Origin of the sequence: Kitasatospora sp. NPDC094028 (assembly GCF_049543595.1) — a bacterium.
Lineage (GTDB): Bacteria > Actinomycetota > Actinomycetes > Streptomycetales > Streptomycetaceae > Kitasatospora.
Window position 1 is genome coordinate 90,873 of record NZ_JBMVFA010000031.1, and the last position, 18,998, is coordinate 109,870.

17 protein-coding genes are annotated in these 18,998 nt (G+C 75.2%); 1 reads left to right on the forward strand and 16 read right to left on the reverse strand.

Annotated features, from left to right (window positions below; all coding sequences use genetic code 11):
• Nucleotides 1-8: 8 nt before the first annotated feature.
• From ACPC54_RS32940 to ACPC54_RS32955, 4 genes are all read right to left on the reverse strand, one after another.
• Nucleotides 9-1,280 carry a cytochrome P450 family protein gene (locus ACPC54_RS32940; protein ID WP_498970104.1) on the reverse strand — a complete coding sequence of 424 codons (1,272 nt, stop codon included), beginning with the start codon at nucleotides 1,278-1,280 and terminating at the stop codon, nucleotides 9-11.
• Nucleotides 1,277-4,441: an amino acid adenylation domain-containing protein gene (locus ACPC54_RS32945; RefSeq protein ID WP_498970105.1), complete on the reverse strand. Its 3,165-nt coding sequence runs from the start codon at nucleotides 4,439-4,441 to the stop codon at nucleotides 1,277-1,279. The genes ACPC54_RS32940 and ACPC54_RS32945 overlap by 4 nt, the downstream gene beginning before the upstream one ends.
• Before the next feature lie 92 nt (nucleotides 4,442-4,533).
• Nucleotides 4,534-5,010, reverse strand: coding sequence for a pyridoxamine 5'-phosphate oxidase family protein (locus ACPC54_RS32950; RefSeq protein WP_498970106.1), 477 nt, complete (start codon nucleotides 5,008-5,010; stop codon nucleotides 4,534-4,536).
• A 389-nt stretch (nucleotides 5,011-5,399) separates the two neighbouring features.
• Nucleotides 5,400-5,834 (reverse strand): VOC family protein, encoded by a 435-nt coding sequence (locus ACPC54_RS32955; protein WP_498970107.1) that lies wholly within the window; start codon nucleotides 5,832-5,834, stop codon nucleotides 5,400-5,402.
• Between the two features lie 218 nt (nucleotides 5,835-6,052).
• On the opposite strand from ACPC54_RS32955, the gene ACPC54_RS32960 reads away from it, so the two are divergent.
• The gene (locus tag ACPC54_RS32960) at nucleotides 6,053-7,912 is read left to right on the forward strand and encodes an AfsR/SARP family transcriptional regulator (RefSeq protein WP_498970108.1); all 1,860 of its coding nucleotides are present in this window, start codon (nucleotides 6,053-6,055) and stop codon (nucleotides 7,910-7,912) included.
• Here the strand turns inward: ACPC54_RS32960 and ACPC54_RS32965 are convergent.
• The 12 genes from ACPC54_RS32965 to ACPC54_RS33020 all read right to left on the reverse strand — a co-directional run bounded on the left by ACPC54_RS32965 (nucleotide 7,849) and on the right by ACPC54_RS33020 (nucleotide 18,726).
• Nucleotides 7,849-9,009, reverse strand: coding sequence for a discoidin domain-containing protein (locus tag ACPC54_RS32965; RefSeq protein ID WP_498970109.1), 1,161 nt, complete (start codon nucleotides 9,007-9,009; stop codon nucleotides 7,849-7,851). The genes ACPC54_RS32960 and ACPC54_RS32965 overlap by 64 nt on opposite strands.
• On the reverse strand, nucleotides 8,996-9,628 hold the full coding sequence (locus ACPC54_RS32970; RefSeq protein WP_498970110.1) for a phage tail protein: 633 nt from the start codon (nucleotides 9,626-9,628) through the stop codon (nucleotides 8,996-8,998). Before ACPC54_RS32970 ends, ACPC54_RS32965 begins: the two co-directional genes overlap by 14 nt.
• Before the next feature lie 6 nt (nucleotides 9,629-9,634).
• Nucleotides 9,635-11,584, reverse strand: coding sequence for a putative baseplate assembly protein (locus ACPC54_RS32975; protein ID WP_498970111.1), 1,950 nt, complete (start codon nucleotides 11,582-11,584; stop codon nucleotides 9,635-9,637).
• Nucleotides 11,584-12,003: a GPW/gp25 family protein gene (locus ACPC54_RS32980; protein ID WP_498970112.1), complete on the reverse strand. Its 420-nt coding sequence runs from the start codon at nucleotides 12,001-12,003 to the stop codon at nucleotides 11,584-11,586. The genes ACPC54_RS32975 and ACPC54_RS32980 overlap by 1 nt, the downstream gene beginning before the upstream one ends.
• Before the next feature lie 8 nt (nucleotides 12,004-12,011).
• Nucleotides 12,012-12,293, reverse strand: a complete 282-nt coding sequence (locus ACPC54_RS32985) for a PAAR domain-containing protein (RefSeq protein ID WP_498970113.1) — start codon at nucleotides 12,291-12,293, stop codon at nucleotides 12,012-12,014.
• Nucleotides 12,294-12,394: 101 nt separating this feature from the next.
• Nucleotides 12,395-14,242 (reverse strand): VgrG-related protein, encoded by a 1,848-nt coding sequence (locus ACPC54_RS32990; protein WP_498970114.1) that lies wholly within the window; start codon nucleotides 14,240-14,242, stop codon nucleotides 12,395-12,397.
• Nucleotides 14,243-14,244: 2 nt separating this feature from the next.
• Entirely contained in the window at nucleotides 14,245-15,009 is a 765-nt protein-coding gene (locus tag ACPC54_RS32995; RefSeq protein WP_498970115.1) for a CIS tube protein, read from the reverse strand.
• Between the two features lie 12 nt (nucleotides 15,010-15,021).
• Nucleotides 15,022-15,456 (reverse strand): phage tail protein, encoded by a 435-nt coding sequence (locus tag ACPC54_RS33000; RefSeq protein ID WP_498970116.1) that lies wholly within the window; start codon nucleotides 15,454-15,456, stop codon nucleotides 15,022-15,024.
• 14 nt (nucleotides 15,457-15,470) lie between these two features.
• Nucleotides 15,471-16,310, reverse strand: a complete 840-nt coding sequence (locus ACPC54_RS33005) for a hypothetical protein (protein ID WP_498970117.1) — start codon at nucleotides 16,308-16,310, stop codon at nucleotides 15,471-15,473.
• A 1,342-nt stretch (nucleotides 16,311-17,652) separates the two neighbouring features.
• The gene (locus tag ACPC54_RS33010; protein WP_167352912.1) at nucleotides 17,653-17,808 is read right to left on the reverse strand and encodes a DUF6760 family protein; all 156 of its coding nucleotides are present in this window, start codon (nucleotides 17,806-17,808) and stop codon (nucleotides 17,653-17,655) included.
• A complete protein-coding gene (locus ACPC54_RS33015) occupies nucleotides 17,805-18,275 on the reverse strand; it encodes a hypothetical protein (protein ID WP_498970118.1) in 471 nt (156 codons plus the stop codon). The genes ACPC54_RS33010 and ACPC54_RS33015 overlap by 4 nt, the downstream gene beginning before the upstream one ends.
• A 7-nt stretch (nucleotides 18,276-18,282) precedes the next feature.
• Nucleotides 18,283-18,726: a phage tail protein gene (locus ACPC54_RS33020; protein ID WP_498970119.1), complete on the reverse strand. Its 444-nt coding sequence runs from the start codon at nucleotides 18,724-18,726 to the stop codon at nucleotides 18,283-18,285.
• Between the last annotated feature and the right edge of the window lie 272 nt (nucleotides 18,727-18,998).

Below are 18,998 nucleotides of genomic sequence, written 5' to 3' on the forward strand. Positions count from 1 at the left end.
GCGACCGGTCACCAGCGCACCGGCAGTCGGGCGGGGGCGCGCAGCGGGGTGGTCTCGTCCCAGGGCAGCGACTCGGCGGGCTCGGCGAGTTCGATGCCGGGCAGGTTCTCCAGCAGCACCTGGATGACGGTGGCCAGCTGCATCCGGGTCAGGTGCGCGCCGGTGCAGGCGTGCGGGCCGTGGCCGAAGGCGATGTGCGGGTTGGGCGTGCGGGTGAGGTCGAGGCGCTCGGGGTCGGTGAACGCCGCGGCGTCGTGGTTGGCCGAGGCGGGCACCGGGACGACGGCGTCGCCGGCCCGGATGCGCTGCCCGTGGAGGGTGAGGTCCTGCTCGGCGACGAGGATGTTGATGGCGTTCATGAGCGGGACGTAGCGCAGCAGTTCGTCGACGGCGGTGCCGATGCCCGCGGGTTCGTCGCGCAACCGGCGGAGCTGCTCGGGGTGGGTGAGGAGGGCGAGCAGGGCGTTGCCGGTGTGCTGGACGTTGGTCTGGTAGCCGGCCATCAGCATGGTGACGATGAAGCTGACGACGTCGTCCCGGACCAGTTCGCCGCCGGGGCGGCGGGTCTCGGCGAGCAGCAGGCGGATGTAGTCCTCGCCCCCGGCCGGGCCTCCGCGGCCGGCCTCGTCCTCCTTGCGGGCGATGAGCTGCGAGGCGTAGTCCTGCAGGGCGTACAGGGCGGTGAGGATCTCGTCCGTCGTCAGCCCGGCGGCGCTGAGCAGGGTGAGGGTGTGCGGGAGGTAGCGGTCGCGGTCCTCGTGCGGGAGGCCGACGGTCTCGCACAGCACGCGCAGCGGCAGCGGTTCGACGTAGCCGGCCACCAGGTCGGCCGTGCGGTCGGGCGCGGCGGCGGTCATCGCGTCGAGGAGCTCCTGCGCGATGGCGCGGATCCGGGGCCGCATGAACTCCAGGCGGCCGCGGCCGAACAGCGGCAGGACGGTGCGGCGCACGCGCTCGTGGTGCTCCCCCGTCATCTCCAGGAAGGTCGGCAGGCAGGGCGGCGGCGCGTCGGCGCCCTCGGCGGGGGGCCAGGCGGACAGCAGCGGCCGGACGAGCCGCGGGTCGGCGAAGGCGGCCCGGGCGTCCTCGTAGCGGCTGAGCAGCCAGGCGGTCTCGCCGTTGGGCAACTGGGCCCGGACGACGGGCTGTTCGGCGCGCAGCCGGGCGTAGCCGCAGGGCGGGCCGGCGGTGCCGGGCGTCACCTCGGGCACCGGGATCGGGGCGGGGACGGCGAGGTCGGCGATGTCGGTGGTGGCGGCGGTGGCGGCGGTGTCGGTCATCGGGTGCCCTCCTGGGCGGCGGTGACGGGCCTCGTCAGGTAGCCGGAGGCGAAGAAGTACTCCAGGTACCGGTCCAGCAGGGCGGCGTCGACCGGCGGGCAGCGCAGTCCGCTGTCGGCCAGCGCGGCGACGGCGTTGCGACGGCCGAGCACCGGGAAGGTGCCCTCGAAGTACAGCTCCTTGACGGACATGTCGGCGGTGCGGCTGCGGTCCACGCACAGCGACACGAAGGGCGCGGTGGCGCTGGTGGGGTTGGCGGCGACGTGCCGGACCAGTTCGTCGACCCACTGCGGGTAGGGCAGGGTGCGGACGGCGCAGCCGGCCGCGCGCATCCGCTCGATGACGTCGGAGAGCATCGCGGGGCGCGGGTTGGTGAGGTGGTAGGTGCGGCCGTCCGCCTCCCGGCGGGTGGCGATGTGGACGACGGCCTCGGCGAGGCGGTCGACCGGCACGAAGTCCATCGGCAGGGCGATGTCGGGGGCCAGCCCGGTCTCCGCGATCGTCTTGAAGAGGGAGCAGATGGCGGTCTCGGTGTTGCTCACACCGCGGGTCTGGTCGCCCGTCACCTCGTACGGGCGGTGGACGGCCACCGGCAGTCCCTGCTCCGCGGCCTGGCGCAGCACCCCTTCGGCGACCCACTTGCTCTCGGCGTAGCCCATGGTGAGCCCGTCCGGGTGGGCGAGCGGGGCGTCCTCGGCCACCTCCCGGACCCCGGCGGCGCCGGAGCCGGCGACGACGGCGACGGTGGACAGGAAGTGGACCGGCACCCGGCGGGGCGCGGCCAGCCGGACGATCTCGCGGGTGCCGTCCACGTTGGGCGCGCGCAGCTGCTCGTACGGGTAGAGGAAGTTGACCTGGGCGCCGTTGTGGACGATCAGGTCGAGGCGGGCGGCGAGGTCGGCGCGCCGCTCGGCCGTCAGCCCGAGGCCGGGCCGGGCGAGGTCGGCGGGGAAGCAGGCGACGCGCTGCCGGTCGGCCTCGTCGAGCTCCAGGCCGTAGCGGGCGAGGGCGGTGCGCACGCGCTGCTCGGCGTGCGCGGGGCTCGCGGCGCGGACGGGGCAGTGGACGCGGGCGGCGGTGCGGCGCAGCAGGGTGTGCAGGAGGAACGCGCCGACGAAGCCGGAGGCGCCGGTGAGCAGGACGTCCTTCGGGTCCGCGGGGCTGGGTGCGGGGCCCTGGGCGGGCGGGAGCCGGAAGCCGAGGTCGGTCTCGCGGGTGAAGTCGACGGTGCTCGCCCCGGCGGCCGGGGAGCCGTCGCGGGCGGCGCGGACGGCGTCGGTGTAGTGCGCGAGGGTCGGCGCGGTGAGCAGGGCCCGGATGAGGGCGGAGCCGAGCGCGGCGTCGAGGCCGAGGGCGGCGAGGGTGCGGGTGACGGTCTCGGAGGCGAGCAGGGAGTCGCCGCCGAGGTGGAAGAAGTCGTCCTCGGGGGCGGGGCCGGTGCGCAGCACCTGCTGCCAGATCCCGGCGAGGAGGGCGGTCAGGCCCTCGGCCGGCTCGGCGGTGTCCCCGGCTGGCCGGGCGGCGGGAGGGCCGGTGGGGAGGGCTGCGGGGAGCGCGGCGGCGCGCAGACGGGTGCGGTCGACCTTGCCGCCGCTGGTCACCGGGAAGTGGTCGAGCTCCACCAGCGCGGGGACGGCCTGCGGGGGCAACCACCGGGCGCAGTAGCCGCGCAGTTCGGACAGCGGCAGGTCGGCTCCGGGGGCGGCGGCGGTGACGTAGGCGGTGAGCGCGCCGTCCGTGGCCTCGACGACGGCTTCGGCGACGGCCGGGTGGGCGCGCAACCGGGCCTCCACCTCGTCGAGTTCGATCCGCACGCCGCGCAGCTTGACCTGGCGGTCCGCCCGGCCGCGGTACTCCAGCAGGCCGTCGGCGCTCCGGCGGGCCCGGTCGCCGGTGCGGTAGAGGCGCCCGCCGGGTTCGACCTGCGGCAGGTGGACGAACCGCGCCGCGGTCAGTTCCGCGTCGCCCGGGTAGCCGAGGGCCAGTCCGTCGCCGCCGACGTACAGTTCGCCCTCCTCGCCCGGGGCCGTGGGGGTGCCGTCGGCGCGCAGCACGTGGCAGGTGGTGGCGCCGAACGGGCGGCCGATGGGCACGTGCGCGGCGTCCTCGGGCAGCGGGCGCACGCGATGGGCGGTGGAGACCACCGAATTCTCGGTCGGGCCGTAGAAGTTGACCACCGTGGTGGCGGGGCAGGCGGCGAGGACGGCGTTCGCCAGGCGCGGGTCCATGGCCTCGCCGCCGGCCGAGACGAACCGCAGGCCGGCCATCGCCTGCGGGCGGGTCCGGGCGAGCAGGTGGAAGACGCTCGTGGTCAGGTAGGCGACGGTGACGCCGTGGGTGCGGAACAGGTCTTCCAGGGCGGTCGGCGCGAGGAGTTCGGCCCGGTCGGCGATCACCAGGCAGGCGCCGGTGAGCAGGGCTCCCCAGATCTCGATCGTCGAGGCGTCCGAGGACAGGCCGTAGCCGTGCAGGATCCGGTCGCCGGGCCCGGGCGGGGGCAGTTCGCGGTCGGACAGGACGAGCCGGACGACGCCCCGGTGCGGGATCGCCACGGGCTTGGGGCGGCCGGTCGAGCCGGAGGTGAAGGCGACGTAGGCGCAGTCGGTGGGCGCGGCCGGGGCTTTCGTACCCCGGCCGGGCCGGGGGGCCTCGGCGGCCCGAACGTCCACGGCGGCCGGTGTGTCCGCGACGGCCGGTGTGTCCGCGACGGCCGGGATGCAGACGCGCAGCCCGCGTACCCGGCGGACGGTGCCGGGCAGGGTGACGGCGGCGCGCAGTCCGGCGTCCTCGGCCATGGCCCGCAGGCGGGCCGGCGGCAGGTCGTCGTCGAGCGGCACGTACGCGCCGCCGGCCTTGAGGATGCCCAACAGCGCGATCAGCGCCTCCGGGGAGCGGCTGCCGCACACGCCCACCGGTTCGCCCGGTGTGACGCCCGCGGCGCGCAGGCGGCCGGCCAGGGCGGTCGATCCGGCGTGGAGTTCGCCGTAGCTGAGGGTGCGTTCGTGGTGCCGGACGGCGGGTGCGTGCGGGCGCGCGGCGGCCTGCCGGGCGAAGAGTTCGGGGAGGGTGAGGTCCTGCGGGTAGTCGGGCGCGGGAGCGCCTGCCGCGGGGCGGGCCGCCGGGGCGGGGAGGCGGCGCGGCGAAACATCGATATCGGTCATCGGTCCTTCTCACGAGGGCGGCTTCGTCGGCGGCTTCGGCTGCGCCGCGCTGCTGGCGGTGGTGCCGCTGCCGGCGCCGACGACGGGCCGTTCTAGTCCGCGCTGGCGGCGGGCGGTTCGGCGGGCTCGGTGAAGTCGGCCGCGAAGGCCGCGAAGTCGGCGGTCCGCCAGCGCTGCGGGCGCAGGCGGAACAGCACGTCGTCCTTGAGCTGGTCGGCGGTGGCGTCGAGGTAGCCGCGGGCCTCGTCCGGGTCCAGGTAGCGGTGGGCCAGGGCGTCGCGGACGGCCGGCGGCACCGGGTCCTCGACCGCGACGACCGGCCCCTCGACGCTCACGTACCGGTAGGGCCGCCGCTCGTCGTGCACGCAGAGGCTGAACCGGCGGGCGGCGCGCAGCAGTTGGCCCTTGACCGTCTCGCGCCCGGTCTCCACGAGGACCTCTCCCCCGGGCTCGTAGCCGTACCAGACCGGCACGCTCAGGGGCGCGCGGTCGCCTTCTCTGGGGTCCGCGACGCTCAGCACGCCGACCCGGCGCTCGGCGAGGAAGGTCTCCCGGTCGTTCTGCGACATGGCAGGCAGCATCAGCCAATCCCCTTTGATGGTCGGTGAGTTGAGGCCCGCAGCGGCTCCTCGTCCGCCTTGATCATGGCGGATCGTGCGCCGCTTGCCCGCGGGACGGAACGACAACCACCCGATCGGGTGGCTGCGACACCGGTGCGGCGGGAGGCCGCTGGCGGGCCCCCCGTTGCCGGATCGTTTCCGTGGGAACAGCATGGCGGCATTGGTGCGTACAGTGACGGAGAGATCACGCTACTGTCGCGAACATGTCATTCACTGGCCTGAACCAGACCCGGAGCGGAGCGCCCTCGGGGGGGCGTGCGAACACGTGAACGCGCCCTCACCTTGGGGCGAGGGCGCGTTCAGGGACACTCGGGGGCCTCGGCGGCCCCTCGACACGGTCAGTCGAGGCAGAACTCGTTGCCCTCGACGTCCTGCATCACCTGGCACGATTCGTTGACGCCATCGGCGAGCAGGAGCTCCCCGCGCGTCGCGCCGAGCGCGACCAGCCGCGCGCTCTCCGCCTCCAGGACGGCCAGACGCTCCGCGCCCACGAGCCCGGTGACGGCCCGCACGTCGAGGTGCACCCGGTTCTTGACGACCTTGCCCTCGGGAACGCGTTGGAAGTACATCCGCGGCCCCTCACCAGTCGGGTCCATGCACACGAACCACGCGCCCCGGTCCTCGGGCGGCAGCGTCAGCTGGTACTCGTCCCAGGTCTCGAACCCCTCCGGCGGCGGCGGAACGACGTAGCCGAGCACCTCGCACCAGAAGCGGGCGACACGCTCGGGATCCGCACAGTCGAAGGTGATCTGAACCTTCTTGATCGACGTCATCGGGCCACCGTAGTGCTGGCCCTCCACCAGGGCCAATGGGTTTTCCCGCCCGCCCACGGCCGCCGTCCGCCACCGCCCGGTTCCGGCACGCTCCCATAACGGTTGATCGCAGCCCGACATATCCGGGGACATCGTGGTCGGTATCCAGTACTCTACCAAGCGATCACACTGAGTGATCATAATCGTCGCCCTACCGCTACGGGGGGAGCTGACCGGCGATGCACGTCCGCCCTGCCGAAAACCCGGGCATCCCCGGGGAATCCGTACGACCCTCCTGGCTGACCAGGGACCATCTCCTGGACCTGCTCGACCGCTCCGCGCCCGGCTCCCTGACGCTGCTCGTGGCGCCCGCCGGCTACGGGAAGACGACGCTGCTGGCGCAGCACCTGGAACGGTTCCGGGGCGAGGTGGTGCGCTGGCGCCCCTCGCGCGGCACGACCGGAGCCGCGGCACTGCTGTCCGCCGTCCACCGCGAGCTCGGCGGGGCCGGCGAGCCCGCCACCGTCGCGCGCCTGCTCCAGCGGGTGGAACGGCGGCCGGAGCAGGTGCTGCTGGTGGTCGACGACCTGCACCTGATCCACGGCGCCGAGGCGGAGTCGGTGCTGGAGGAGATCGCGCTGCTCGCACCGCCCAACCTCCGCCTGCTGCTGGCCGGTCAGCGGCTGCCGCTGTTCAACCTCACCCGCTGGGAGCTGGCCGCGAGCACCGTCCTGGGGCCGGCCGACCTGCGGCTGCGGGCCGACGAGGTCGGTCGCCTGCTCCACGAGGTGTACGGCAGCCGGCTCTCCGGCCGCCGGGTGGCCGAGGTGGAGGCGCTCACCCAGGGCTGGCCCGCGGCGCTGCGGCTGCTGCACCCGGCGCTGCTGCACCCCACCGCCACGGGCGCGGCCCCGCCGCTCGCCACCGTGGTCGGCTCGCTCACCCGCACCTACCTGGAGCGTGAGGTGCTCCGGCCGCTGCCGGAGCGGCTGGTGCGGTTCCTGGAACAGGTCAGCCCGCTGCCCCGGTTGGACGCCGCGCGGTGCGACGCGCTGGTCGGCGGCTCGGACAGCGCCTGGACGCTCGACGTGCTCGCGGACGAGCGCGGGCTGCTCCGGCGCGAGCACTCCGACTGCAGCTTCCACTGGGGCCCGCTGCTCCGCGACCACCTGCTGCACCGTCGATCCGCACGGACCGGCGGCGACGGGCGGGAGCGCGCCCGGCTCCGCCCCGAGACGCCGGCGACGGCACCCGCACCCGTGCGCGCGCTCCCGGCCGCCCCGGAGCCGTGGTCGCTGCGCTGCTTCGGCTGCTTCGAACTCACCCTGGGCGAGCGCGAGTTGGACTGGACGACGATCCGCCCGCGGGCCCGGGCGCTGTTACGGATGCTGGCGATCCACCCCGGCCAGCCGGTCCACCGGGAGTTGCTGACCGAGGCGCTCTGGCCCGAGCGCCCGCCGGAGACCGCGGCCCGCTGCCTGCACGTCGCGGTCTCCGCGCTGCGCAGGTTCCTGGAGCCCGGCATCACGCGCGGCGGCTCGCAGTTGCTGGTGCGCTCCGGCGAGGCGTACCTGCTGCGCCTGCCCCCGGACGGCAGCTGTGACCTGCGCCGGTTCGAGACCGCGCTGGCCGAGGGGCTGCGGGCCGAGACGGCGGGCCGCCCGGACGCGGCGGCGCGGGCCCTGCGCTCCGCCCTGGAGGCGTACACCGGGGAACTGCTGCCCGAGGACGGCCCGGCGGAGTGGGTCGTGGATCGCAGGGAGCACTACCAGCGGGCGGCGGCCGAGGCGGCGCTGGTCCTCGCCAGACTCGAACTCGCCCGCGACCGGCCGCTCGGCGGCGCGCAGGCGGCGGCGCGCAGCGTCCAGATCGACCCGTTCCGGGACGACGCCTGGCAGACCCTGATCGCCGCCCACGAGCGGAGCGGTGACACCGCGGCCGCCGAGCGGAGCCGCAAGGGCCACGCGCGGATGCTGCTCTCGCTCGGCCTTCCGGCCGCCGACGCCGACGCCGCGGCGGTTCCGGCGGCGCGGGGTCACGGCCGCTCGAAGAACTCCACCTCCGCGATGGCGACGCGCCGGTCCGGACCGGCTCCGTAGGCACCGTCGATCGTCAGCCTGATCCGCACCACGCCGCTGACGGCGAGATGGAAGCGCTGCTCCCCCGGGGAGTCGGCCGGACTGACGGTCCGGGTGGTGACCTTGCCGTCCGAGCCGGTCAGGGTGACGGTGAGCCGCTGCGGGCGGGCCTGGGTGAGGAACTGTTCGGCGCTGGGCGAGATCCCGGGGTGGACGACGAGGTCGAGCAGGCGGAACGGGCCCGGGAAGTCCATCTCCAGGAACTCGCCGATCCCGTTCCCCGGCCGGGCGGGCGCCCAGTACCGGTCCGTCGTCCCGTCGACGGCGAGCGCCGCCGGGTGCGCCGGGTCCTCGCTGGACGCCCGGACGGCGGTCGGGTGGATCTGCTGCGGCTTGGCGAACCGGTCCCGGACCACCTCCACTCCGGACGCCAGCTCGTCGCGGAAGGTGTAGCCCCCGGCACCGAGCAGGACCAGCAGCACCAGCGGCACGACGAACCGCGGACGGCGCGGACGGCGGACGCGGGGGCGGTCGCCGACGACCGGCCCGGCCTTGGGGCGGCGGATGAACGGCCGCCGCCACCACGGCGGCTTCGGCGCGACCCGGGCGTCCGCCAGCAGGCCCCCGCACCGGCGGCAGTAGCGGCGGCTCGGCACGTTGCCCGTGCCGCACCGGCCGCAGATCAGGTCGCCCGGGGCGATCGGCTCGCGCTCCTCCGGCTCGGCCGGGCGCGGCGGGGGCGGCGGGGCCTCCTCGCCCGGCCGGACGGTCTTCGGCTGAACGGGCTTCGGCGGATCGGCCCGGGGCGTGACGGCCTCCGGCGGGTCCGTCCGGGACGCTACGGCCTCCGGCGGATCGGCCCGCCCCGAATCGGCCCGCCGCGGACCGGCCTTCGGCGGACCGGTCGGCCGCGGGGGGATGACCGGCGGCGTCACCGAGGGCGTCGCCACGGCCGTCACCGCGGGCGCCGGCGGGCCGGACGACGAGGGCGGCGTAGGCGCCGCGGGCGGCTTCTCCTCGGCGGCGGGCTCCTCCTCCCACGACAGGTAGGCCCCGCAGCTGCCGCAGAAGTCCTCGCCCCGCGCGCACGGGTGCCCGCAGTTCTCACACGTCGTCATCGTGCCCCTCCCCTGAAGCCTCCCCGGCCGTCCCGGGCCCCGCCGCCCGGACGACCTCGACCGTGAACGGCAGGTGCGCCGGCCGGTTGGCGGCCACCAGCTCGCGCAGCGCCCGCAGGTCCACCGCCGCCGGGTCCGCCACCCGCAGCCGCACCAGCAGCCGTGGCTCCGGCACCCCCGGCAGCGGCGCCTGCGGCCGCACCGACCACCGCGCGCCGCCGCTCTCCTCGATCTCCGGCTCCGCCCCGAACGCCAGCCGCACCTGTGCGGCCAGCCCGGCACGGGTGCCCCGTACGGCGTGCAGCGGGGCCGCGTGGGCGACGGCGGCCCGCAGCCGGTCCAGCGGCAGCTCCGGCCCGGTCGACGCCCCCACCCACTGGGCCAGGTACGCCAGGAAGTCCGGCGGTGCGAGCCGCGGGTCGAAGTAGGCGGCCAGGTTGTCCAGGGCGCAGAGGATCGGGGCGAGCACCTCGTCCAGCGCACCGGTGAACTGCTGGAGGAACGCGTTGTCCTGCCGGTCGTCGCCGTCCGCCGCGTAGACGCCCGGCAGCTGGGCCCCGAGCGGGTGGCGGGAGGGCAGGCCGGGGACGAGCCCCCGTCCGTGCGGCTGTGCGGCCATCGGCCCTCACTCCGCCACGACCCGCACCTGGTGTTCGTACGAGAACACCAGGGCGTGCGGGGCGAGCCGGATCCGGTCGGTGGCCTCGCCGCGGTGGCCGCGCTCCGGGTCGGCGGGGAAGAGCCGGACGCTCTCGACCAGTTCGACGTCGGGCAGTCGCTGCAGCACGGCGAACACCTCGCCGGAGTGCAGCGGACGGCCGAACGGCCAGCCCGTGCCGTCCGGTCCGCCGGTGAGCGGGTTGAGGTACCGGTGCAGCGCGGCCAGGGCGGCGCGCTGGAGCCGGCCGGGCGAGCTGCGCGGTCTGGCCCGCAGGGACGCGACGACCGTGACGCCCTGGTAGTGCGGCGGCTCGACGAGCAGGCGCGCGCCGAGCAGTCTGCGTTCGTCCAGGTAGCCGGTGACCTGCTCCAACAGCTCCGGAGAGCAGGCGAGTTGACCGAACGAGAGCCGGCCCTCGCCGTCGTCGGCGGCGGCCGGCACGAGCAGCACCCGGACCCCGCCCGCGTCCGGCCCCTCCTCGTCGGCCACGCAGCGCACCCGGCCGACGGCGGGTGCGGCCTCGCGGGCCAGCTCCTCGTAGTCCTCGGCGGTCACCGCCCGGCCCCGCGTGCGCAGCACGATCGGACCGCGCAGCCGGGCGCCCTCGACGTCCTCGCCGTCCACGCCGCCCTCCGCCGGACGCGGGTTCTCCACCCGGGCCACGTACGGGACGGAGCTGCGCAGGACGGCGAGCGCGCCCCGGGCCAGGTTGCCCCGGCGGCCGCCGCCCGTGCGGTACGAGCGGATCCGGATCGGCGCGCCCTCGGGCGGCACCGCGCCGTACTGCCGGAGCGTCCCGTCCGGTTCGCGCAGCGCCGGGCCGAAGGTGAGTTCGCCGGTGCTGCGGTCGAGCCGGACGTGGCGGTCCTCGGGGGTCGAGCGGCCGAAGTGCTCCACCTCCCGCCACTCCTCCACCCCGGTCGGGGTGGTGACCTCGACCGTGACCGGCTCGCCGCCGGCGACCACGGGAGGCCGGGCGACGGTGAAGCTCTGCCCCGGCAGCCCCTCCGAGCGGCCGAGGGCCTCGTCCCGGACGTGCTCGGCGTGGACGGCGACCGTGGTCGCACCGACCGTGAACGCCTCGGCCGAGATCAGTACCGGCGCGGTGGAGTACGACGGCCGGCCGGGGACGGGGGCGGTGATCCGGCAGCGCAGCCAGCCGGCCCGGTGCCGGGCCTCCACCGAGGCGGTGTGGTCGGGCGGCAGTTGGAGGATCACGTCGCCGGGCCGGTTGAAGCCGCCGGTGGTGTCGCGGTGGACGCCGCAGCCGGTCCAGCCGTCCCCGGTCCAGGCCTCCCAGGCCAGCGGCGGGTGGTCGGGGTTGATGCCGTGCCCGCTGACCGGGAACTCCAGGCGCAGGGCCACCAGGCAGTGCGGCACCGCCCCGGAGAGCCCGAAGAGCAGCGCGTCGCCGGGGAGCGGGGTGGCGGCGAAGCAGGGGGTGCCGCGGCCGGCGGCGAGTTCGGCGTCCCGGTCGGCCGGGGCCGCGCCCTGCGAGGAGGTCGCCAGGTGCGCCAACGCGCAGGGCTCGATGGAGAGTTCGCGTTCGGTGGAGAAGACCACCGCCTCCTCGGTGGCGGTCCGCACGGTGGCCACCTCCGTCCCGGCGTGGACCGCGACGGCCCGCGGCTGCGGGGCGGAGAGCCAGAAGGTGACGTCGGTGCGGGCGGCGGCGGGCGGCAGCAGCCGGACCCCGATCAGGTCGAGGAAGGCGAGGTGGTTCTTGTCCGGGACCCGGTTGAGCCGGTAGATCAGCTGGTCGACCATCTGGGCGAAGGCCTCGATGAGGGTCACGCCCGGGTCGGAGACGTTGTGGTCGCTCCACTCCGGGCAGCGTTGCTGGACCAGCCGCTTGGCCTCGTCCACCAGGTCCTGGAAGCGGCGGTCGTCCAGGTTGGGCTGGGGCAGCGGCATCAGGATCCCCCCGGCTCGTCGGGGGTGTGGGCGGGGATGACGTAGAACGGGAAGACCAGGTTGCGCGGGTCGTTGGTGCCGCGCAGGGCGTAGCGGATGTCGATGTAGAGGGTGCCCGAGTCGACGGCGTCGAAGCCGACGGTCACGTCCTCCAGGTCGATCCGCGGCTCCCAGCGTTCCAGGGAGAGCCGCACCTCGTAGGCGAGCAGGCCGGCGGTGGCGCTGTCGGCCGGGGCGAAGACGTGGTCGTGGATCGCGCAGCCGAAGAGCGGGCGCATCGGCCGCTCGCCCGGCGCGGTGGAGAGGATCAGGCGGATGCTCTCCTCGATCTCCCGCTCCTGGGTGACCAGGGCGATCGATCCGGTCGGGTCGGTGCGGACGGGGAAGGCCCAGCCGGCGCCGATGAACTGCTGTCCCATCGCGGCGCTCACCCGCCGATCAGGACGGTCGGGCAGCCGGCGGTGATCGGCGCGCCGCAGGCGCAGAGGTCGCCGAGGCGGGCCGCGGGCAGGCCGCCGATCAGCACGGTCGGGCAGCCGGGCGGGGCGACCGCGTTCGGCGGGTGGACGGCGGGCGGCGGGAAGGAGCAGACGTGCGGGGTGCCGACCACGGCCGCCGGCTGCCCGCCGATCAGGACGGTCGGGACACCGGGCGGGGCGAGCACGCCCGGGTGCCCGGTCGGGTCGCCTACCCTGGCGGCAGGTGGCATCGGTGACACTCCATTCCTTCGGCGGGCGGTCGTTCGGCGGGCGGTCGTTCGGCGGGCGTTGCTTGGGCGGGCGGTCGTTCGGCGGGTGTTGCTTCGGCGGGCTAGTTGATCTTGACGAGGGCGGCGCTGATCGAGCAGGTCGCCCCGCCCTTGATCTCGGTACTGGCGGACCCGGACACCCCGACCGTCGTGCCCCTGACGTCCACCTGCCCCTGCGTCCGGAGCTTCACCGCGCCCGCGCCGCCGTCCAGCTGGACACCGCTGCGGGCCGTCACCCGCACCGCGTCGCCGGCGAGTTCGAGCGTCCCCTGCCCGGCGTCCACGCTGACGCCCTGGGCGGCCTTGACGGTCACCTGCCGCCCGGCGTCGATCTCCACCGAGCCGTCGCTGTGCACCACGATCGTGGTGCCCTTCGCGTCCAGGTGCAGGGTGAGCTTGCCGTCACCGGTGGCCACCCGGACGCCCTTGGGCCCGGCGGACGCGTCCAGCAGCTCCAGCCGGTGGCCGCCGCGGGACACCAGCGAGCGGCGGTTGACCGCGCCGCTCGTCCCGTCCACCAGCTCGACGTCGTGCCGGGACGGCCGGTCCTCGCCGTTGTAGAGGCCACCGACGACGTACGGGCGGTCGATCAGCCCCTGCTCGAAGCCGACCAGCACCTCGTCCCCCACCTCAGGGCCGAACACCCCGCCGCCGCCCTTGCCGCCGAGCTGCGCGGTCCGGACCCAGTCGCTGACGTAGTCGTCCGAGAGCCACGGGAAGGCGAGCCTGACCCGGCCCTGGTGCTCCGGGTCCCGGGTGTCCGTCACGGTGGCGTTGGCCAGCCCGGCCACCCGGTCGCGCGACGGCTGCCCGCCGGCGGTGAGGCCGAGCAGCGAGCGGTCGGTGCGGCCGCTGACGGTGATCCAGGTCTGGTAGCCGACCGCCGGGTCGAAGACGTGCCGGGCGGCGGTGACGGTGTACTTGCCCTCGAACGGCGCCCCGATGTTGGCCAGGGCCACCGCGCTGCCGGCCCGCAGCTTCGGGATGCCCATCGCCACCGCCGACAGCTCCGCGAACGAGGCGGCGAGATCGGCGGCCAGCGACCGGGCGGCGTGGTCGGCCTCCGGCTGCGCCGCGTACGGGACGTCCGTGGCCAGGAAGGCGGCCTCGCCGAAGGGTTCGGCCACCTTGCGCGGGGTCAGCCCGAGGGAGAGCAGGTCACTGCCGCCGGCCGGCGCGTGGGCGACCACCGCCCGCTTGGCCTGGACGTCCCAGCCGCGCACCTCGACCTCCCGCACCTGGTCGGCCGAGGTGACGACGGCGTTGCAGCGCAGCAGGTTGCGGCCGAGCTCCAGGACGAACGGGCTGGACCGCACGGGCGTGGCCGGGTCCGGCGCGCCGGCGGCCGGGGTCGGGCGGCGGAAGTGGAACCTGCCGTCGACCACGGCCACCTCGGATCCCGTCCGCACGGCCAGCCGGTTCAGGAACTCCCAGTCGGTGAGCCCGGGTTGGGCGACGTGCTGGTAGACCGTGGTGGTGGCGTCCACCGTGCCCACCGGCAGACCGGCCCGGCGGGCGACGGCGGTGACGATGTCCGAGACCGTCATCTGCCGGTAGCCGGCCACCCGGCGCCCGCGCAGCAGCCGGTGGGCGTGGTCGAAACCGCGGACGACCGTGAAGGTCCCGGTGGCGTCCGCGTCCACCTCCAGCGCGGTGACCTCGCCGGAGAGCAGCAGCTCGCGCACCGGGTCGTCCCCGGAGCGGGCGAAGAGTTTGACGGGGGTGCCGATGGTCAGGCCCGTCTTGCCGAGCACCAGGTGGTGCGGGTCGCGAAAGCGCAGCACGAACAGGCCGGGCAGCCGGCGGCTCTCGTCCACGTGGGCGGAGACCAGGAGTTCGGCGACCGGCGGCGCGAGCGGCCGGCCGTCGACCTCGACGGTGAGCGTGTTGGCGAAGCCCTCGCCGGCCATGGTCAGTGCCCTCCTCGGTGTGCGAGCTCTTCCGGCCCGGGCAGCAGCAGCTCGGTGCCCGGCCGCAGCCGCATCGGGTCGTCGATGCCGTTGGCCTCGGCGATCTCGCGCCAGCCGGCCGGATCCCCGTACTCGCGCCAGGCCAGCAGCGCGAGGGTGTCCCCGGCGACCACCCGGTGCACCCGCCGCGCGGCGAGGGCGCCCGAGGACGGGTTCTGGCCGGGGAGTTCGCCGCTGATCTCCTCCAGGGTCACCTGGCAGACGGCGCGGATCGGCAGGCCGCCGGCGGTGAACAGGGTGTATTTCGCCTGGACCTGACTGATGTAGGAGAGGAAGCCGGTCAGCCCGCCCCAGTGGAAGATCACCCAGGGCGGCACCGGCTGGTGCTTGCCGTGGCTCTGCGCCGTCGGCACGCAGCAGGAGAACAGCTGCTCCACGGCCCTGACCACCCGGTCGTCCTGGTGGGCGGTGGCGTCGAAGAACATCTCCAGCGTCAGCTTGCTGGGCTCGGCACCGGTGAACTCGACCGGCCCCGCCTTCCGCGCGCCCTTGGAGGTCTTGCGCTCCCACTTCGCGGACTTGGCGAGGGCGAGCTCCTTGGGGTTGAACTGGAAGTCGATCTTGTCGAGCCGGGGCCCGGGCGTCGTCGTGCCACCGTCCGCGGGCGGGTGACGCAGTTCGAGGTAGGCGTGCTCCAGCTTCGGCCGGGCGCCGGCCGGTCCGCCGTGGGCCGCCCCGGCGGAGAAGGCGATGGGCGAGGAGGACACCGTCGACTCCCCTCAGGCCCGGTCCGGATCGAGGAACCCGTGGTGCGCGATCTCCAGCGTCTCGATCGCGACCTTGGCGGTCTCCGGGTTCAGCGACGGGCCCTGCCAGCGGACCGGCACCACGTCCAGCAGGCTCCACCGGGCCACCACCCGGCCGTCCGCGGTCATCGCGCTGATGTGACCGGTCTTGCGCGTCACCCCGGACACCATGCCGGCGATCCACCGGGTGACCTTCTCGGTGTCCTTGGTGACCGGGCGGCTGAGCTTGATGTTCGAGTACTTGATGCGGGACGGGAGCTGCCAGACGTAGCCGTTGTTCCCGCCCTCCTCGCGCTGCTCCATCACCACCTCGCAGCCCAGGCCCTCGCAGCTGTTGAAGGTGCCGAGCTTGAAGTCGTCGATCTCGACGATGAAGCAGACGCTCACCGCCGGGTCTTCGTCGGCCATCGCGTGCCCTCCCTTCAGTAGTGGGTGTCGAAGCGCCGGCCGGCGCGCTCGCGGTCCAGGCGGAGCTCGGCCCGCAGCAGGCGGCCGAGCGGGTCGATGAGGCGGCGGACGAGTTCGTCGGTGCTCTCGGACGGGGCGGCGGGCGGGAGTGGGGGCGCGGGTGACGGGGGTGACTCCGCGCGCTGGACGGGTGGCCCGGCCGATGGCCCCGCCGGCGGATCGGCCTGAGGCGGGGAGTGCGGCCCGGCGTACGGTTCGGACGTCGGGGGCGACGCCGTGCGCTGGACCGGCAGCTCCGTCCCAGCCCCTACGGGCAACGGTGTCGGCGGAGCGAAGAGCACCGATCCGTCCGGTATCCGCTGCGCGATGCCCGCCGCCACGGCGACCGTTCCGGCGTCGGCCGGGGCGCCTCCGGGCCGGGCCACGGGGGCCGACCGCTGAACGGCCGAGTCCCGCACGGGTACCGCACGGGAGGCCTGGTACGGCGCACTCAGGCCTTGCAGGGGCAGCACCGGCTGGTGCCGCCCGGTGAGCGGCCGAGGCGCGAGCCGTCCGCCGGAGGAGGCCGGGGCCGCCCGGCCCCCGGCGGTGGACCGCTGGACGGAGGCCGACCCGGCCTGCCGACGCACCTCCCCGGTGGGTGCGACGTCCACCTGGGGCGCCCAGACCACCGGCACCACGCTCGGTTCGGAGGCGGGTTCGGCGGTCCGCGCCTGCTCGCCCGGCCCGGCCGCCCTCGGGGTCGGCGCGGACCGGAGTTCCAGCCCGTGGTCGCCCAGCAGGCCGGTGTGGCCGGCCCCGGGCGGCGCGGCGCTCACGCCCGGGTCGACGACACCGACGAACTCGGGCTCCATCGGTTCCACGCGTTGCACAGGCAGGGGCGGAGCAGGGGCCCGCTCGACCGGACGGCTCGCCACGGCAGCCGGCGGCGGAAGCGGAGTGCTCACGGAGGCGCCGGTCTCCTGCGCCGGGACGTCCCCGCTGCGCGACGCCTGCGTGACGAGCGGCGCGTCGCCCAGCAGCGGCGCCACAGTCTCCGGGGGCGGGGAGACCGAACGCTGCACGGGCGTGACCGTCTCCCCGGCCCGGGACTCGCTGGGCTCCGGTGTCGGCCCCGGCGACCCTGCCGGCGGGCCGACCGGACCAGCCTGCTCGGCCCGCTGCCCGGTGGGTGGGAGAGCATCGAGCGGCGCGCCGACCCTGGCGGCCCGCCGGGGGGCGGGCGGCGGCGACGGCAGCGGTCCCGTCGACCGCTGCACGCCCGGCGGCGATGACAGCGGTGCGCCCAGCCCCAACCGGGGCCGGGACGGTGGCTCGGCCCCGACCGGGCCCTCAACTCGCTGAAGCGGCGCGGAAGAGGACGGGACCACCGGGCGATCGCCGAGGAGCGGCCGTTCCCCCACCGCCGGCGGAGCAGGCGCCTCGGCCGTCTCCGCGGCCTCCGCGGCGGGCGACGCGCTCGGATCCTCCGCCGTCCGGTCGGGGGCTTCGGGCGCCGGCCGGCTCGCACGCTGGACGACCGGGCGCAGCGGGGCCGCCGGAAGGGTTCTGACCGGCGGCTCGACGGTCCGGGCGACCACGGTCATGCCGGAGCGCGGCGCCGCCGGCACGACCGCCTCGGGAGTACCCCCCGGGACCGGCGTCACCGCGGCCGACCGATCAGCCACCGCCGTTGAACCCCCGGGAACGGGCCGGGCGCCGGCCAACGGCACGACGACCTCCGGCGCACCGGCCGACTCGCGCTGCACCGAAGGCGACGGGCTCGCGGGAGTCCCCTCTCCACCGGCCGGACGCACGACCGTGCCGGGCGTACCGGTCGGCGACGGCGACGGCGCGGGCCCCGCCGCCGAGCCGCCCTCCGGCGCGGCGGCCGCCCAGGGCGCCGCCCCCACCGGCTCCGCCAGCCCGTACCCCGTCCCGCCCGGCGCCGACGCGTGCACGAGGTGTCCGAGCGGCCCGAGGAACGACGGGTCCTGCCAGCTCACCAGCCCGCCCCGGAAGCCCGTCGGATCCGTGATCAGCGACGGCGCGCCGAAGGTGAGCCGTTGCACCGGCACCTCCCGCCAGCCGTGCCGCGGCTCCCGCCCGACCGGTGAGGCGACCGGTGGCGCGACGGGCGGCACGGCGGACGGCGCGGCGGGTTCCGGGCCCCGCGCAGCCGCCTTCCACCCCTTCAGCCACCCCCACACCCGCCGCTCACCGCCCCTCGGCCAGCGCGTTCAGCCGGCCGATCTGGGCGAGGTAGCGGAGGCGTTCGGGGTGTTCCAGGTCGAGGATGGAGTCCAGCGGCCAGTGGAAGTGGTAGGCGACGTACGCGACCTCCTCGTACAACCGCTCGGTCGCGTACGTCACGATTCCCCCAGGCGGCCGCCGGAGAGGTCGACCGCGAAGTCGCAGGCGCAGGACGGGCAGGTGACCTGGGCCCGGGTGTGGCCCTCGGCGTTGATCCGGCGGTAGAAGTCCTGGAGGAACGCGAGGTCGGAGGCGAACAGGTCCTCGATGACGCCCGCGTGCACGTCGGTGACGTCCCCGATCCGGGTGACCACCCGTCCGAGCAGCACCACCGAGAGGTAGGCGGGGTTGTCCCGCACCCGGTCGTCCCGCAGCGGCACCAGTTCGTCCCGCGCGGTGGCCAGCCGCATCACGCCCGCGCGGTGCACCTGGCCGGACTCGTCCAGGTACCCGCGGGGCAGCTCGAAGGCGAACTCGGTGCGCATGGGTTCCCGCCGCCGGCCTTCCGCGGGCGGACCCGCGGCCCCCGCGGAAGCCCCCGGGGCCGCGTCCGGCGGGACGGCGGCCGGGGCCATCTGCCGTCGCATCAGGGCCTCACCCGACTTCCATCTGTTCGTACGTGATGACGATCTTCTCGGTCAGCACGCTGGTGTCGCCGGCCTTGAGGGAGCCGATCTCCAGGCTCTTCGGCCAGGCGTTGACCAGGTTGTAGCGCTTGATCGCGTTGCCCTCGTAGTCGAAGACGATGATCGCGCCGCCCTTGCGGACCTGCGACATCTTGCCGAAGCGGGAGTCCTTGATCCACTTCTCGAAGCTGTTGTCGGCGGTCAGACCGCGGGTCAGCGTCACCTCGCCCGCCTTCGGGCGGCCCGGGAGCTTCTTGATCAGGTACTTGCCGTCCGCCGTGTTCTGCTTGAGCTCGATGACGTCCTGTTCCATCTTCAGGCCGGTCACCTCGCTGATCTGCCGGATCACCACGCCGTCGAACTCCAGGCCGAAGGAGTGGCCGACCGAGCTGTCATGGTCGGGAAGTGCCATGGCGCGCTAACCGCCTTTCTTCACCTGATTCTGCCGAGGAAGCCCGGGGCTTCAGCCCTGGGAGGAATCGGCTCCTTGGATCGGAGCCGCGAAGCGGCGGAGTTCTCTTCCACGTGCTCTGACCTCCCGATTTGATCGTTCGATTTTGCGTGAACTACGTTCCTTCGCGTGAAGATCGTTGTCCGGGTGAAGCTGGAGCCGTCGCCGTTCCAGGCGGACGCGCTCGCTGCGACGCTGCGCGCGTGCAACAGGGCTGCGAACCACATCTCTCG

Bases quoted from the DNA above. Each gene is read 5' to 3' on its own strand.
- ACPC54_RS32965 (WP_498970109.1), bottom strand. From the start codon at position 9,009: ATGACGACGTGTGAGAACTGCGGGCACCCGTGCGCGCGGGGCGAGGAC.
- ACPC54_RS33005 (WP_498970117.1), bottom strand. From the start codon at position 16,310: ATGGAGCCCGAGTTCGTCGGTGTCGTCGACCCGGGCGTGAGCGCCGCG.
- ACPC54_RS32945 (WP_498970105.1), bottom strand. From the start codon at position 4,441: ATGACCGATATCGATGTTTCGCCGCGCCGCCTCCCCGCCCCGGCGGCC.
- ACPC54_RS32970 (WP_498970110.1), bottom strand. From the start codon at position 9,628: ATGGCCGCACAGCCGCACGGACGGGGGCTCGTCCCCGGCCTGCCCTCC.
- ACPC54_RS33020 (WP_498970119.1), bottom strand. From the start codon at position 18,726: ATGGCACTTCCCGACCATGACAGCTCGGTCGGCCACTCCTTCGGCCTG.
- ACPC54_RS32950 (WP_498970106.1), bottom strand. From the start codon at position 5,010: ATGTCGCAGAACGACCGGGAGACCTTCCTCGCCGAGCGCCGGGTCGGC.
- ACPC54_RS32990 (WP_498970114.1), bottom strand. From the start codon at position 14,242: ATGGCCGGCGAGGGCTTCGCCAACACGCTCACCGTCGAGGTCGACGGC.
- ACPC54_RS32955 (WP_498970107.1), bottom strand. From the start codon at position 5,834: ATGACGTCGATCAAGAAGGTTCAGATCACCTTCGACTGTGCGGATCCC.
- ACPC54_RS32975 (WP_498970111.1), bottom strand. From the start codon at position 11,584: ATGCCGCTGCCCCAGCCCAACCTGGACGACCGCCGCTTCCAGGACCTG.
- ACPC54_RS32985 (WP_498970113.1), bottom strand. From the start codon at position 12,293: ATGCCACCTGCCGCCAGGGTAGGCGACCCGACCGGGCACCCGGGCGTG.
- ACPC54_RS32940 (WP_498970104.1), bottom strand. From the start codon at position 1,280: ATGACCGACACCGCCGCCACCGCCGCCACCACCGACATCGCCGACCTC.
- ACPC54_RS33000 (WP_498970116.1), bottom strand. From the start codon at position 15,456: ATGGCCGACGAAGACCCGGCGGTGAGCGTCTGCTTCATCGTCGAGATC.
- ACPC54_RS32960 (WP_498970108.1), top strand. From the start codon at position 6,053: ATGCACGTCCGCCCTGCCGAAAACCCGGGCATCCCCGGGGAATCCGTA.
- ACPC54_RS32980 (WP_498970112.1), bottom strand. From the start codon at position 12,003: ATGGGACAGCAGTTCATCGGCGCCGGCTGGGCCTTCCCCGTCCGCACC.
- ACPC54_RS33015 (WP_498970118.1), bottom strand. From the start codon at position 18,275: ATGCGACGGCAGATGGCCCCGGCCGCCGTCCCGCCGGACGCGGCCCCG.